The following is a 14438-nucleotide window of genomic DNA, read 5'->3' on the forward strand; positions in this document are numbered from 1 at the left end:
CAGGGTCCACAGCCCCAACAACAGCAGGCCTGAACGAAACGAGAATTGTGTTACCCATGTCGTCGGTTTGAACTGTTACCCATGTCGCCGGTTGCTCAGCCCTGCCGCAAGCGAGCAGCTTAACGACAACTCCAGTTCCCGGCTCCACCGGGCATTTCGCTGTCGCTTGCGACCGCGCAACGCGCTAGATTTGTTAAGAAAATGAGATCGGGCGCTGCCAGCGCCCAGGGAGAAGCGCGCTCGCCATGCTGCACGACTGGGGCGTGATCGCCGCCGCCTTCGGCTACATCGGCTTTCTGTTCCTGGTGGCGAGCCACGGCGACCGTCGCTCGCCGACCGGGCCCGGCCGCGCCTCCGGGCTGATCTACCCGCTGTCGATGGCGATCTACTGCACCTCCTGGACCTTCTTCGGCTCGGTCGGCTTCGCCACCCGGACCTCGACCGACTTCCTGGCGATCTATGTCGGCCCGATCCTGATGATCGGACTGGGCGCCGGCGTGCTCCGGCGCGTCATCCAGCTCGCCAAAGCCCACAACATCACCTCGATCGCCGACTTCATCGGCGCGCGCTACGGCAAGAGCCAGGCGGTGGCAGCCACCGTGGCGCTGATTGCCATCATCGGCTCGGTGCCCTACATCGCGCTGCAGCTCAAGGCGGTCGCCTCATCGCTCGGCACGATCCTGAGCGAGGACCAGGCCTTCTCCCACATCCCGATCCTCGGCGACATGGCGCTGATGGTGACGCTGGCGATGGCGGCCTTCGCCGTGCTGTTCGGCACCCGCCAGACCGACGCCACCGAGCATCAGCACGGCCTGATGCTGGCGGTCGCGACCGAATCCATCATCAAGCTGGTCGCCTTCCTCGCCGCCGGCATCTTCGTCACCTTCTGGATGTTCTCGCCGCAGGAACTGATCGAGCGCGCCATGAAGACGCCGGAGGCGGTGCGCGCAATCAACTACTCGCCGTCGATCGGCAACTTCCTGACTATGACGCTGCTGTCGCTGTGCGCGATCATGCTGCTGCCGCGCCAGTTCCACGTCAGCGTCGTCGAGAATTCGTCCGACGCCGAAGTCGGCCGCGCGCGCTGGCTATTCCCGCTCTATCTCGTCGCCATCAATCTGTTCGTGATCCCGATCGCGATTGCCGGCCTCGTGACCTTCCCGTTCGGCACCGCCGACCCCGACATGTACGTGCTGGCCCTGCCGATGGAGGGCGGCGCGGATCTGCTCAGCGTCGTCGTCTTCGTCGGGGGCCTGTCGGCCGCGACCGCGATGGTGATCGTCGAATGCGTCGCGCTCTCCATCATGGTCTCGAACGACCTCGTGGTGCCCTTGGTGCTGCAACGACGGCCGGAGGGCCGCACCGGCGGCGCCGATTTCAGCGATTTCCTGCTGCGGTCGCGGCGACTTGCGATCTTCGCCATCATGGTGATGGCCTATTTCTACTATCGCGCGCTCGGCAACACCCAGCTCGCAGCGATCGGCCTGTTGTCCTTTGCCGCCATCGCCCAGCTTGCACCAAGCTTCTTCGGCGGGCTGCTGTGGCGGCGGGCGACGGCGCGCGGTGCGATCGGCGGGATGCTGGTCGGCTTCGTGGTGTGGCTCTACACGCTGTTCGTCCCGAGCTTCATGGATTCCTCGACGACGGGAATCCTGCTGCTCCAGCACGGCCCGTTCGGAATCGAGGCGCTGCGGCCACAGGCGCTGTTCGGCGCCGACCTGCCGCCGCTGATGCATGGCGTCATCTGGTCGCTGTCGCTCAATATTCTCACCTATGTGCTGCTCTCGCTGGCGCGCCGGCCATCTTCGATCGAGCTGGTGCAGGCCGATCTGTTTGTCCCCAACACGCTCGCGCCGATCTCCCCAAGCTTCCGCCGCTGGCGCACCACCGTCACCGTGCAGGACATCCAGACCACGGTCGCGCAATATCTCGGGCCCGACCGCGCCCGCCATTCGTTTGAGGCTTTCTCGGCGCGGCGCAATGTCCGGCTCGAACCCGGAGCGCCCGCCGATTTCGAGCTGTTGCAGCATGCCGAGCACCTGATCGCCTCGTCGATCGGAGCCGCGTCCTCGCGGCTCGTGATGTCGCTGCTGCTGCGCAAGCGGACGGTCTCGGCAAAGGCCGCGCTGAAACTGCTCGACGATTCCCATGCGGCGCTGCACTTCAACCGCGAGATCCTTCAGACCGCGCTCAACCATGTACGCCAGGGTATCGCGGTCTTCGACGCCGATTTGCAACTGATCTGCTCCAACCGGCAGTTCGGCGATCTCCTCAACGTTCCTCCGCATTTCATTCAGTTCGGCACGCCGCTTCGCGAAATCCTGGAGTTCATCGGCATCAGCGATCCGGACGACCCGGTCGAGCGCGAGGCCATGCTGGAGCGGCGGCTGGCCGCCTACACCACCGACAGCGAGCCCTATCTCGAACGCCTGCCGGAACGCCACATGGTGATCGAGGTGCTCACCAACCGCATGCCGGGCGGCGGCTTCGTCATCACCTTCACCGACGTCACGCCCACCTTCGAGGCGGCGGAAGCGCTGGAGCGCGCCAATGCGACGTTGGAAAAGCGCGTCCGCGACCGCACCGAGGAGCTGACGCGGCTGAACTCGGAGCTGGCGCTGGCCAAGAGCACGGCGGAGGACGCCAGCATCTCCAAGACGCGCTTCCTCGCCGCCGCCAGCCACGATATTCTCCAGCCGTTGAACGCGGCGCGGCTCTACGTCACCAGCCTTGTCGAGCGCCAGCACAATGGCGAGGAGACCCGGCTGGTCGAGAACATCGACGAGTCGCTTCAGGCCATCGAGGAGATCCTCGGCGCGCTGCTCGACATTTCCAGGCTCGACGCCGGCGCAATGACGACTTCGATCACGAGCTTCAAGATGGCCGATCTGATGCGCTCGCTGGAGATCGAGTTCGCGCCGATCGCGCGCGCCAAGGGCCTGGAGCTTGCCTTCGTGCCCTGCTCGTTGCCTGTCGAGTCGGATCGGCTGCTGCTGCGGCGCCTGCTCCAGAATCTGATCTCCAACGCGATCAAGTACACCCCCCGAGGCCGCGTGCTGGTCGGCTGTCGTCGGCGCGGCGCCTCGCTCAAGATCTGCGTCTACGATACCGGCGTCGGCATCCCGCCGGTCAAGCGCGGCGAGATCTTCAAAGAATTCCATCGCCTCGAGCAGGGGGCGCGAATCGCACGCGGCCTCGGCCTGGGGCTCTCGATCGTCGAGCGGCTGGCCCGCGTGCTCAAGCACAGCATCGCCATCGACGGTAATGCAAGCGGCGGCTCGGTATTCTCCGTGACGGTGCCGACGGCGAAGGCGATCACCCACACCGCGGCCGTGACCAGCGCGACGCCGCTGGCACGCACGCCGATCTCGGGCGCACTGATCGTCTGCATCGAGAACGATGCGGCGATCCTCGACGGCATGCGCACGCTGCTGAAAGCGTGGGATGCCGAGGTTATCGCGGTCGCCGATCCCGAGGGCGCGATGGCGGCGATCGAAGCCGCCGGGCGGCGCGTCACCGGCCTGCTCGTCGACTATCATCTCGATCGCGGTAACGGCATCGCCGCCATCCGCGACATCCGCCGCCGCTTCGGCGACAGCATCCCCGCGATCCTGATCACCGCCGACCGCAGCCCCGCCGTGCAGGTCGCCGCGCGGGATGAAAAGGTCGCGGTGCTCAACAAGCCGGTCAAGCCGGCCTCGCTGCGCGCCCTGCTCGGTCAGTGGCGCACGCAGCAGATGGTCGCGGCGGAATGAATGCGGGGCCGGTCAGTAGTCGGTCGACACACTGAGCGCGCGCCATTTCTCTAGCTCTTCGAGCCGAAGCCTGTCCGTCGCCGCGATCGCGTTCACCGCGTCGCTTCCGAGGGCGATCCGCAGAGGTGGACGCTTCATGTCGACGAGCTTCAGCACAAGTGCTGCAGCCTTGGCCGGGTCACCGGGCTGGCGGCCATCGTAATTGCGCTGCATCCTGACGGCTGCGCCGACAACCAGGTCGTACTCCGCTCGCCCCTCGCCGGTCGCATGCGCGGTCTGGGCAAAGCCGGTCCGGAAGCCGCCGGGCTCGACGATTGTCACCTGCACACCGATCAGCGCCATCTCTCGCGAAGGACTCCGAAAAGCCCTCGATTCCCCATTTCGCGGCCAAATAGGCCGCGCGAGCCGGAGCACCAATGCGCCCGCCAACGGATGAGACTTGCACGATGTGCCCGCGGCCTTGCCGGCGCAGAACGGGGATCGCCGCCTTGGTAACGATGATGGTGCCGATCAGGTTGACCTCGATCTGCTGACGAAACGAGTCCAGGCTCGTGTCCTCGACCGATCCGAGATCGCCGTAACCGGCGTTGTTCACGACAACATCGACGCCACCGAAGGCTTCCACGGCCAGGCCGAGCGCCGCTTGCGCTGCCGCGGTCACGTCGAGGGTTGCAAGCCGAAGCCTTTCGCCGAAGCGCTCAAGCAACGGTTCGAGCGGCTTTGGGTCCCGGGCCGAAGCGACGACGCGATCTCCCGCCGCGAGCGTCGCCTCCACGATGGAGCGGCCGAGCCCGCGCGAGCCGCCGCTGATGAACCAGATCTTGGACATTCAGGGTGCCAGCCGCGTGAAGACGTAGTCTCGGCTCTTGGCGCGGGCTTCGTGGCAGGAGAAGCAGGTGCGGTGCTGGGCCTCATCGACCGCCTTGCCGTCGACGAAGCGACCAAAACCCCAGCCGCCGTTTGAGGCGTATTTCTTGGAGTCTTTGACCATCACCTGAACCGTAGTTGCGGCGCCGGGAATCGTCGCGGACGCAAATTCAGGGGACTGTTTCCGCTTCCAGGCGCGCTTGACCAGAACGGTGCCGTCCGGGAACGGAAGCTTTCCCGTGTGGTAAGCGTCAATCGCGATCTGGTTGCCGACGACAGCGCGAAGCTCGTCGAGCGGCGCCGCCTCTTCGGCCGGCGCGATCAGCTCCCACTGCTTGTAGCCCGGCCGAACCGTGACCCCGAAGATCGGCGAGGCGTCCGCCGCGCTGCGGTCCGCCGGACCTTCCGCGAAGGCGACCGTGACGAGATACGGCACGCAGGTCAGGAGCACGACGAGGAGGACCACCGCCAGAACGACCATCGTGGGGTAGGAAGACTTCTTCTTTTCAGGTTCGGTTGTTGTCATGACGTTTCATCAAGCTGGAATGAGGGGCGAACCTTGGTCCAGCCTGGCTGGACCGAGGTGCTTACAATGTTCAGGCGCGGTCGGCGTCGATGACGGCCTTGGCAAAGGCTTGCGGTGCTTCCTGCGGCAAATTGTGGCCGATGCCGCCGGTGATCAGGCGAAACTCATATTGGCCTGAGAACTTCTTGGCATAGGCGCTCGGGTCGGGATGCGGCGCGCCGTTGGCGTCGCCTTCCATCGTGATCGTTGGCACGTCGATGACGGGAGCTGCCGCGAGCTTCCTTTCGAGATGCTCGTATTTCGTCTCGCCCTGGGCAAGCCCGAGCCGCCAGCGGTAATTGTGGATCGTGATCGCGACATGATCCTTGTTGTCGAGCGCTGCTGCGCTTCGATTGAAGGTGGCGTCGTCGAACTTCCATTGCGGCGAGGCGAGCTTCCAGATCAGCTTGGCAAAATCATGCGTGTACTTCTCGTATCCGGCGCGGCCGCGCTCGGTCGCGAAATAGAACTGGTACCACCATTGCAGTTCGGCCTGCGGCGGCAGCGGCGCGTTGCCCGCGGCTTGGCTGGAGATCAGATAGCCGCTGACCGACACCAATGCCCGGCAGCGGTCCGGCCACAGCGCGGCGATGACGTCCGCGGTGCGCGCGCCCCAGTCGAAGCCGGCGACGACGGCCGTCTTAATATCGAGCTTGTTCATCAGCGCAATGATGTCGGCAGCCATTGCCGCCGGCTCGCCGTTGCGCGGCGTCTCGCTGGAGAGGAAATGCGTCGTGCCATAGCCGCGCAGGTAAGGGATGATCACACGATAGCCGGCCTTTGCCAGGATCGGCGCGACATCGACGAAGGCGTGAATGTCGTAGGGCCAGCCGTGCAGCAGGATCGCCACGGGCCCGTTGGAGGGACCCGCCTCCACATAGCCGACATTGAGAACGCCGGCATCGGTCTGCTTGACCGTACCGAAGGACGCGTTCGATGCTTGGGATCGCGACGCTTCCGTCGCGGCGCGGGCGAGTTCGATCACGCAGAGACCGGCGGCAACGGTTCCCGCGGCGACGCCGAGAAACTGGCGGCGATGTTGGTCGATGATCTGCTTCATGGTGGCTACCTTGCTGATGGTGGGTGATGATGCGTCAGATCAGCGCGACCGTGACGTCTATGTTGCCACGGACGGCGTTGGAATAGGGGCAGGTTTGATGCGCTTCATCGATGATGCCGCGTGCGATCTCGCGATCGAGACCCGGCAGACGAATATTGAGGCGCGCCCTCAACGAGTAAGCGCCCTCGTCGAGCACGAGGTCGATCTCCGCATCGATCGCGCATTTCCTGGGGAGATCGATTTTCCGCTTGCGCGCCGCGATCTCCATCGCGCCTTCGAAACAGGCCGACCAGCCGGCCGCGAACAATTGCTCGGGATTGGTGCCGATGCCTGCGCTACCCGGCGGCGACAGCTTGACGTCAAGCCGACCGTCGGAACTGCGCGACATGCCATCGTGTCGACCGCCGCTGGTGTGTGTCTTGGCCGTGTAAAGCAGTTTTGCCGCTTGCGTCATCAAGGTCTCCTTGCCGTTGCGCAGCTGACTAGCAGCGGCTGCCGCAGGACACCCGTTTGGAGTTGTGAGAAGTTGTGAGGTCTCAGCTCGCTCGTCTCACAAGGGCTGCATCCACCGTCTGATGCCGATGCAGGCAGGCGCTTGCTGGATCGCAGCCATCTGCTATCGGGTCCATTGGAAAGCATCAGGATTCGTCATGACTGAACCGGCCGGGTCTGTGGCAAAAACCCTATCGTTCGGGCCATTCACCGTGACGCCGCATGAAAGGCTGATGACGCGCGACGGCATCCCGCTGCCGCTCGGCGCGAAAGCCTTCGACCTGCTCATCGCGCTGATGTCGCGGCCGAACGAGGTCGTCAGCAAGTGGGATCTGATGGCGCTGGTGTGGCCCGGCCTGACTGTGGAAGAAGCCAGTTTGCGCTTTCACATCGCAGCCCTTCGCAAGGCGCTCGGCGACGGCAGCGACGGCGCACGCTACATCACCACGCTCTCCGGCCGCGGTTATTGCTTCGTGGCGCCGATCTCGCGAGCGGCCATCCCGGCAGAGCGGTGCGCGGCACCGCGGGGCGGCCTGTCGCCGGTGAAGCTGCCGAACCGGCTGCAACGGATGGTCGGACGCGACGATGCGATCGCCGCCGTCTCGGACAAGCTCATCGCCTCGCGCTTCGTCACGATCGCCGGTCCCGGCGGCGTCGGCAAGACGGCCGTGGCGGTCGCAATCGCTCATGACCTGCTCGAGACCTTCGCCGATGCCGCACACTTCGTCGATCTTGCCGCGCTCAGCGATCCCGATCTCGTGATCACCTCGATCCTGCTGATGCTGGGCTTGCCGGCGCAAACCGACGATCCTCTGCCCGCGCTGCTCGCGCATCTCCGTGACAAGAGGATGCTGCTGATCCTCGACAATTGCGAGCACGTCATCGCTGCTGTGGCCCCGCTGGCTGCGGAGATCTTCCACGCCGCACCGCATGTCCATATCATGGCCACGAGCCGCGAAGCCCTACGCGTCGAGGGCGAGCAAGTCTATCGATTGGCGCCACTCGCTGTTCCGCCAGACCGCTCGAGACTAACAGTCGCTGCGGCGCGGACCTATCCTGCACTTCAACTCTTCCTCGAACGTGCCACGGCCAGCGGCGCGCAGATCGCGCTCGACGATGCCAATGCCGCGATCATCGCAAGGATTTGTCGCAAGCTCGACGGCATGGCCCTGGCGATCGAACTCGCCGCCGGCCGGGTCGAGGCCTATGGCCTGGAGCAGACGGCCACGCTGCTCGACGAACGCCTCAATCTGCTCTGGCAGGGCCAGCGCACCGCGCCGCCGCGGCAGAAGACGTTGCAGGCGACCCTGGACTGGAGCTACGGGCTCCTGACCCACACCGAGCGCCTGGTGCTGCGCCGGCTTGCGGTGTTCGCCGGGCACTTCACCATCGACGCCGCGCTCGAGGTCGTCCCGGACAAACGCGTCGATCGCTCCCACCTGTTCGACGCCATCGACAGCCTCGTCGCCAAGTCCATGGTGGCGCCCCGACCGATCGGCGCCATGATGCGCTACCGGCTGCTCGACACCACGCGCGCCTATTTGCTCGAGATCGAGCCGAACGACGCGGGGCTCGCCGGACGCCACGCCACCTACTACCGGCAATGGCTGGAGCAGGCGGGCTCGACCTGGGCCACCGTGCCGAGCGCCGACGAACGGGCGATCCACTTCTCCGCACTTCACAACGTGCGCGCCGCGCTGGATTGGTGCTTCGGCACGGACGGCAATGTCGGCATCGGCATGGCGCTCGCCGCTGCGGCGGCACCGATCTTCCTCGCGATGTCGCTCTTGATCGAATGCCGGCGCTGGTCGGAGCGGGCGCTGCTTGCGATCGATCCTTCCTCGCGCGGTAGCGCCGAGGAAATGCACATCCAGGCTGCCCTCGGCCTCACCTTGATGTTCACGCGGGGCGGCAGCGAAGCGGCGCGCGCCGCCTTGAGCCGGAGCCTTGCGATCGCCCAGGGCCGTTGCGACGAGATCAACCAGCTCCAACTGCTCGGCCGCATGCATATCTTCCACGAGCGGATGGGAGAGTTCGATGCCGCACTCCGTTACGCCCAGCAGAGCCTCACCGTTGCCGAGGCGCTCGGCGATGCGGCTTCGACCGCACTTGCCCATTCGCTCCTGGGCGTCTCGCTGCATCTGGCCGGCGAGCATCACGATGCGCTGACGATGCTGGAGGCTGCCTGGCTGGGGCCAGGCACGGAACGGATCAGCACGGTCTACGGCTTCGATCATCGCAACCGGGCCGGCATTTCGCTTGCACGAGAGCTTTGGTTGCAGGGCCGGCCCGCGCAGGCGCAGCAGCTGGCGCGACAGACGGTCACCGAAGCCGCGCAGATGGATCATCCGATCACGCTCTGCATCGCGCTGATCTGGGCGGTTTCGATCGACCTCTGGAACGGAGACCTCAACGACGCGGAAGCGAACATCGACCGCTTCATCGCACACGCCGAATCGCGCTCGATGAGCCCGTATCTCGCGGTCGGCCGCGGCGTCAAAGGCGAGCTGGCAATCCGGCGGGGAAACGCCGCTGACGGCCTCGAGACGATCAGGGCTTGTCTGCACGAGCTCCACGATGCCGGCTACGAGCTGCTCACTACGACCTTCAACATCGCGATGGTTCAGGGCTTCTTGGCAATCGGACAGATCGAGCAGAGTGCACGCCTGGTCGACGAGGCGATCCGCCTCGTCGAGCGAGGCGGCGACCACCTCTACATGCCCGAGCTGCTGCGCATGAAGGGCAGAATCCTGTTGTCGCTGCCAGAGCCCAACGCTGAGCAAGCAGAAGCCCACTTCATGCAGTCGCTGGATTTGAGCCGCCACAGAGGTGCAAAAGCCTGGGAGCTGCGAGCGGCAATCGATCTCGCCGAGCTCCTTGCGGAACGGGGCCGGCGAGAGCACGCGAAACGCCTGCTTCAATCAGCGCTCGATGGCTTCGCCACGGGCTCCGAGACGACGGATATCACCGCCGCTAACAGGCTGCTGGCGATGATCTAGGTCGGACTGTGCGCACCCCGGGACGCTTCACCCCGTCGGCGTGCCCTGCTTCCACTGGCCACCGGCGATCTTCGCGGCGGCAATGACGGCTTGAGTGCGGCTCTCGACCCCGAGCTTTTGCAGGATGGCCGAGACGTGCGCCTTGATGGTGGCCTCGGAGACGCCGAGCTCATAGGCGATCTGCTTGTTGAGGAGGCCCTCCGATAGCATCATCAGGACCCGGACCTGCTGCGGCGTCAGCGTCACCAGACGGTCGCGCAGGCGCGTCATGTCGGGGTCGGCGGCGGCCGACAGATCGGTGTCCGCGGGAACCCAGACGTCGCCCTCCATAACCTTGAGGATGGCGTCGCGCAGCGTCTCGACGCCGAAACGCTTGGGGATGAAGCCGGAGGCGCCAAAATCGAGCGAGCGGCGAATCGTGGCGCTGTCGTCGGACGCCGAGACGATCACGACCGGTATCGCCGGATATTGCGCCCGTAGATAGATGAGGCCGGAAAAGCCGGAGATCCCAGGCATCGAGAGGTCGAGCAGGACCAGATCCACGTCGGAGGCCTGTTCCAGCAGCTTGGTCAGATCCTCGAACGATCCGGCCTCGTCGATCCTGGCCGAGGTCAGGACGCCCGCCACCGCCTGCCGCAGCGCGTCGCGGAACAGCGGATGATCATCGGCAATGACGAGATGGGTTGAGCGAGCGTTCATCGTTCTCTTGCTGTCGTTCGCGCCGGGAGGCGTGTCAACGCGGCGGCGGTCAATTCTTCCCCGAGCGGCCATGGCATGCAAGTGCACATTATCCCTTTGTCGCAAAGGGGTTAATCCCAGCCTTTACGGTTGCGCACCGGCGCCCCAGACCGGAGCGTCAGGCGCGCGTCAGTGCGCAAAGCCGAAAGTCGTATTGGGGCGGGTTTCACGCCGATGTTACCTTGCAAGCAAGACCTGGATTGAACCGGCCCGTCCGGGCATCTGGGGCGCGAGGAAACGCATTTCGGGGAGCGACTCAACATGTCGACAATGGCAGTGTCTCAGACGGGCGCGGGAGGTATGACGAAGGACGAACGGTTCGTCATTCTCGCCTCCTCGCTCGGTACCGTCTTCGAATGGTACGACTTCTACCTCTACGGTTCGCTGGCGAGCATCATCGGCGCCCAGTTCTTCTCGGCCTATCCGCCCGCAACCCGCGACATCTTCGCGCTGCTGGCCTTCGCCGCCGGCTTCCTGGTGCGCCCGTTCGGCGCGATCGTGTTCGGCCGCATCGGCGACATCGTCGGCCGCAAATACACCTTCCTTGTCACCATCCTGATCATGGGTCTTTCGACCTTCATCGTCGGCCTGCTGCCCAACGCGGCGACCATCGGCATCGCGGCTCCGATCATCCTGATCGCGCTGCGCCTCGCCCAGGGTCTGGCGCTCGGCGGCGAGTATGGCGGTGCGGCGACTTATGTCGCGGAGCACGCCCCGAACGGCAAGCGCGGCTACTACACCTCCTTCATCCAGACCACGGCGACGCTTGGCCTGTTCCTGTCGCTGCTGGTGATCCTGTTCACCCGTACCGCGACCGGCGAAGCCGATTTCGCGGCCTGGGGCTGGCGCATCCCGTTCCTGGTCTCGGTGCTGCTGCTTGGCATCTCGGTCTGGATCCGGCTGCGTCTCAACGAATCGCCGATCTTCCAGAAGATGAAGGACGAGGGGAAGAGCTCGAAGGCGCCGCTGACGGAGGCCTTCGGGAACTGGCAGAACGGCAAGCTCGTGCTGCTCGCCCTGCTCGGCGGCGTGATGGGCCAGGGCGTGGTCTGGTACACCGGCCAGTTCTATGCGCTGTTCTTCCTGCAATCGATCCTGAAGGTCGACGGCTACACCGCCAACCTCCTGATCGCCTGGTCGCTGCTGCTCGGCACCGGCTTCTTCATCGTGTTCGGCATCCTCTCCGACAAGATCGGCCGCAAGCCGATCATCCTCGGTGGCTGCCTGATCGCGGCGCTGACCTTCTTCCCCATCTTCAAGATGATCACCACCAACGCCAATCCGGCGCTGGAAAAGGCCATCGAGCAGACCAAGGTCGAGGTGGTGGCAGATCCAAAAGGCTGCGGCGACCTGTTCAACCCGGTCGGCACCCGCGTCTTCACCGCGCCTTGCGACACCGCACGCGCCTTCCTGTCGCAGTCGTCGGTCAAGTACTCGACCACACCAGGCCCGGCCGGCTCCGGCGTGAAGGTCATGGTGAACGGCAAGGAGGTTCCGTACACGAACGCCAAGGACAGCAACCCGGCCGTCCTCGCCGCCGTGCAGGCCGCCGGTTATCCGAAGGCGGGCGATGCGGGTATCGTGAAGATGGCGCACCCGTTCGACATCTTCCGCCCGCAGGTTGCGGCAGTCGTCGGGCTGCTGTTCATTCTGGTGGTGTTCGTCACCATGGTGTACGGCCCGATCGCGGCCATGCTGGTCGAACTATTCCCGACCCGCATCCGCTACACCTCGATGTCGCTGCCCTACCACATCGGCAACGGCTGGTTCGGCGGCCTCCTGCCCGCGACCGCCTTCGCCATCGTGGCCTCGACAGGCGATATCTATGCAGGTCTCTGGTATCCGGTCATCTTCGCATCCATCACCGTGGTGATCGGCTTCCTGTTCCTGCCCGAGACCAAGGACGTCGACATCAAGGCGACCTGATCGAAAGCACAGTCGACAACACGAACCGGCCGCGGTCTCCGCGGCCGGTTTTGTTTTGTCCCTACTGATTGCTGCCGACGAATTGCAGCACGATCTCGCGCCGATGCGGCCGGCTGCGATGTTCGATCAGGTAGATCGCCTGCCAGGTGCCGAGCGCGAGCTTGCCTTTCAGGATTGGCACCTGAAGCGAGGTCCCCGTCAGCATCGTCTTGACGTGCGCCGGCATGTCGTCCGGCCCCTCAGTGTCATGCGTCCATCCGGCATTCTCCGGCGCAAGCCGGGACAGCGCCGTGGTGAGATCGACGAGGACGGACGGATCGGCGTTCTCCTGAATCGTCAGCGAGGCCGAGGTGTGGCGGATGAACAATGTCAGCGCGCCCTCGCGCGCGTGCGCTTCGGCGATGAACTTGGCTGCCTCGCTGGTCAGATCGGTGAAGCCGCGGCCGGGCGTCTGCACGGTGAGCAGCGACGATGCGAGCGTGGTGGTTTGCACGAATGATGGCGCCGAACGCGTTACGGATTTACCTGATGTCATCAAGAGCCTCTCGTCGTCCTGGCGAAAGCCAGGACCCACTACCCCGAATGCTCGTGATGGCGAAAGGTGGCAACTCGTGTCGAAAAAACAGAGAGGCTGCGGTACATGGGCCTGGCTTCCGCGAGGACGACCTCGAAGGGGCCGAATCAAATCTTCCCCGACACGTCCTTCTGCACGCGGTTGGCCATGTCGATCAGCCGGCGCCAGGCCCTTTCCAGGAAAGACATCACGCGGTCGACGTCTTGGTCACTCGGCAGCGGGATCTCGATCTTGCGCTCGCCCTCGGCGGCCTTCGGCTCCGCCTTCTTGAGCGGATCGGATTTCGGCAGCGGCTCGTCGATCTTGCCCGATACCGTCGGCCCAGCCGCGAGCTGGCCCTTCAGCTTCTCGACTTCGGCCTGAAGCCGGCCGATTTCGGTATCGAGCGCGGCCCGTTCGTCGGGTAAGGCGTAGCAGGCCCAGCCGGCGCCGTTCTTGGTGCAAGTCGACATGGTGCCGGTGCGGGTGTCGAGCCGCAACACGCCTTCCGGGATCGGCGTCATGCTGTAGCGGCCGTTTTCGCTGTCAGGAGCGGATTGCGCGGCGACGAAGCCGCCGCTGACGACCATCACCACGGCGAACGTCGCTACCGCAAACCATGATGTTGTGGATGACGTCACAGGTCTCATCTTGCGCTCCGCCACGACGTGCAGGTGGCACTTTCGCAATTCTACCCCCGCCGAGGCAATCCGCCGCCCAAAACGCACCACCGATATCAACGACCGCGACCGTCCCTTTGATCCCGGCGGCGCGGCGAAATGGCGGCTGCATTCGTTGATCATGCGGAGAGCTGCTGCGGTGCGGCGTCACGCTGTGTGCAGCACTGCTGTGCGCGCCAATATCAGCAAAGAAATCAGATACATAACGGAAAGCGACGCAATCGTGACTTGGCTTGACTTGATAATAGGCCATCAGTATGGTCCGCGCGGCTTTTGAGGGTGGCGGGCGTAATTTCCATTCAGCCGCGGCGATTCGGGTCTTCGTTGCATGACACAGGGCACGGAGCACGGCGGGAATGGAGATCGCGATAGATCGTCCGAGGAAGCTGCGCTTTCCGAACGGCTCGGAAATCTTGATCAACGCTTGTCCGAACTTCGGGACCGGCGGAGCAAGACCGAGCAACCCGCAGGTGACGGTGAGGACGGAGCGGCCAGAGCCTCGGCGATGGCGCTTGGTTTCCGGTTATCCTCGGAGTTGATCGCCGGCGTCGTTGTCGGAGCGGGGATTGGCTGGGGGTTCGACCGCTTGCTGTCGACGTCGCCTTTCGGATTTATCGTGTTCCTGCTGCTGGGCTTCGTCGCCGGCGTGGTGAATGTGGTGAGAACGGCGGGCGCGGGTCAAAACAGGCGCGGTGGTTCTTAAGCGATCCGCCCAGCAGAGGAATGATCGTGCCGGCTTTGCCGGTACGGGCCGGCCCGGCCGGCAGACCGAGACCCGCCGGCATTGCCGGCAGACCAAGAGA

The 14438-nt window shown here is 64.8% G+C and carries 11 protein-coding genes and 1 pseudogene; 4 read left to right on the forward strand and 8 right to left on the reverse strand.

Annotated features, from left to right (window positions below):
- Nucleotides 1-245 precede the first annotated feature (245 nt).
- Entirely contained in the window at nucleotides 246-3755 is a 3510-nt protein-coding gene (locus IVA78_RS05340) for a PAS domain-containing hybrid sensor histidine kinase/response regulator (protein WP_247421678.1), read from the forward strand.
- Nucleotides 3756-3767: 12 nt separating this feature from the next.
- On the opposite strand, the pseudogene IVA78_RS05345 reads toward IVA78_RS05340, so the two are convergent.
- The 4 genes and pseudogenes from IVA78_RS05345 to IVA78_RS05360 form a co-directional block, all read right to left on the reverse strand.
- A pseudogene (locus IVA78_RS05345) lies at nucleotides 3768-4584 on the reverse strand (SDR family NAD(P)-dependent oxidoreductase).
- On the reverse strand, nucleotides 4585-5148 hold the full coding sequence (locus IVA78_RS05350) for a cytochrome P460 family protein (protein ID WP_247464698.1): 564 nt from the start codon (nucleotides 5146-5148) through the stop codon (nucleotides 4585-4587).
- A gap of 70 nt (nucleotides 5149-5218) precedes the next feature.
- Nucleotides 5219-6247: an alpha/beta hydrolase gene (locus IVA78_RS05355; protein ID WP_247421682.1), complete on the reverse strand. Its 1029-nt coding sequence runs from the start codon at nucleotides 6245-6247 to the stop codon at nucleotides 5219-5221.
- Nucleotides 6248-6281: 34 nt separating this feature from the next.
- Nucleotides 6282-6701, reverse strand: a complete 420-nt coding sequence (locus IVA78_RS05360) for an organic hydroperoxide resistance protein (RefSeq protein ID WP_247421684.1) — start codon at nucleotides 6699-6701, stop codon at nucleotides 6282-6284.
- Nucleotides 6702-6897: 196 nt separating this feature from the next.
- On the opposite strand from IVA78_RS05360, the gene IVA78_RS05365 reads away from it, so the two are divergent.
- Nucleotides 6898-9738 carry a winged helix-turn-helix domain-containing protein gene (locus IVA78_RS05365; protein WP_247464701.1) on the forward strand — a complete coding sequence of 947 codons (2841 nt, stop codon included), beginning with the start codon at nucleotides 6898-6900 and terminating at the stop codon, nucleotides 9736-9738.
- Between the two features lie 27 nt (nucleotides 9739-9765).
- On the opposite strand, the gene IVA78_RS05370 is transcribed toward IVA78_RS05365, so the two are convergent.
- Nucleotides 9766-10437: a response regulator transcription factor gene (locus tag IVA78_RS05370; RefSeq protein ID WP_247464704.1), complete on the reverse strand. Its 672-nt coding sequence runs from the start codon at nucleotides 10435-10437 to the stop codon at nucleotides 9766-9768.
- A gap of 339 nt (nucleotides 10438-10776) precedes the next feature.
- Here IVA78_RS05370 and IVA78_RS05375 point away from each other — a divergent pair, with 339 nt between their 5' ends.
- Nucleotides 10777-12402 carry an MFS transporter gene (locus IVA78_RS05375; protein ID WP_247281744.1) on the forward strand — a complete coding sequence of 542 codons (1626 nt, stop codon included), beginning with the start codon at nucleotides 10777-10779 and terminating at the stop codon, nucleotides 12400-12402.
- Between the two features lie 61 nt (nucleotides 12403-12463).
- Here IVA78_RS05375 and IVA78_RS05380 read toward each other — a convergent pair whose 3' ends face one another.
- The 3 genes from IVA78_RS05380 to IVA78_RS05390 all read right to left on the reverse strand — a co-directional run bounded on the left by IVA78_RS05380 (nucleotide 12464) and on the right by IVA78_RS05390 (nucleotide 14056).
- The gene (locus IVA78_RS05380; RefSeq protein ID WP_247421688.1) at nucleotides 12464-12937 is read right to left on the reverse strand and encodes a secondary thiamine-phosphate synthase enzyme YjbQ; all 474 of its coding nucleotides are present in this window, start codon (nucleotides 12935-12937) and stop codon (nucleotides 12464-12466) included.
- Between the two features lie 146 nt (nucleotides 12938-13083).
- Nucleotides 13084-13605, reverse strand: a complete 522-nt coding sequence (locus IVA78_RS05385) for a hypothetical protein (RefSeq protein ID WP_247281746.1) — start codon at nucleotides 13603-13605, stop codon at nucleotides 13084-13086.
- A complete protein-coding gene (locus tag IVA78_RS05390) occupies nucleotides 13502-14056 on the reverse strand; it encodes a hypothetical protein (protein ID WP_247464707.1) in 555 nt (184 codons plus the stop codon). The genes IVA78_RS05385 and IVA78_RS05390 overlap by 104 nt, the downstream gene beginning before the upstream one ends.
- Between IVA78_RS05390 and IVA78_RS05395 the strand changes: the two genes are divergently transcribed.
- A complete protein-coding gene (locus IVA78_RS05395; protein ID WP_247281747.1) occupies nucleotides 13964-14338 on the forward strand; it encodes an AtpZ/AtpI family protein in 375 nt (124 codons plus the stop codon). The genes IVA78_RS05390 and IVA78_RS05395 overlap by 93 nt on opposite strands.
- The last annotated feature ends 100 nt before the right edge of the window (nucleotides 14339-14438 follow it).

Origin of the sequence: Bradyrhizobium sp. 137 (assembly GCF_023074095.1) — a bacterium.
GTDB lineage: Bacteria > Pseudomonadota > Alphaproteobacteria > Rhizobiales > Xanthobacteraceae > Bradyrhizobium.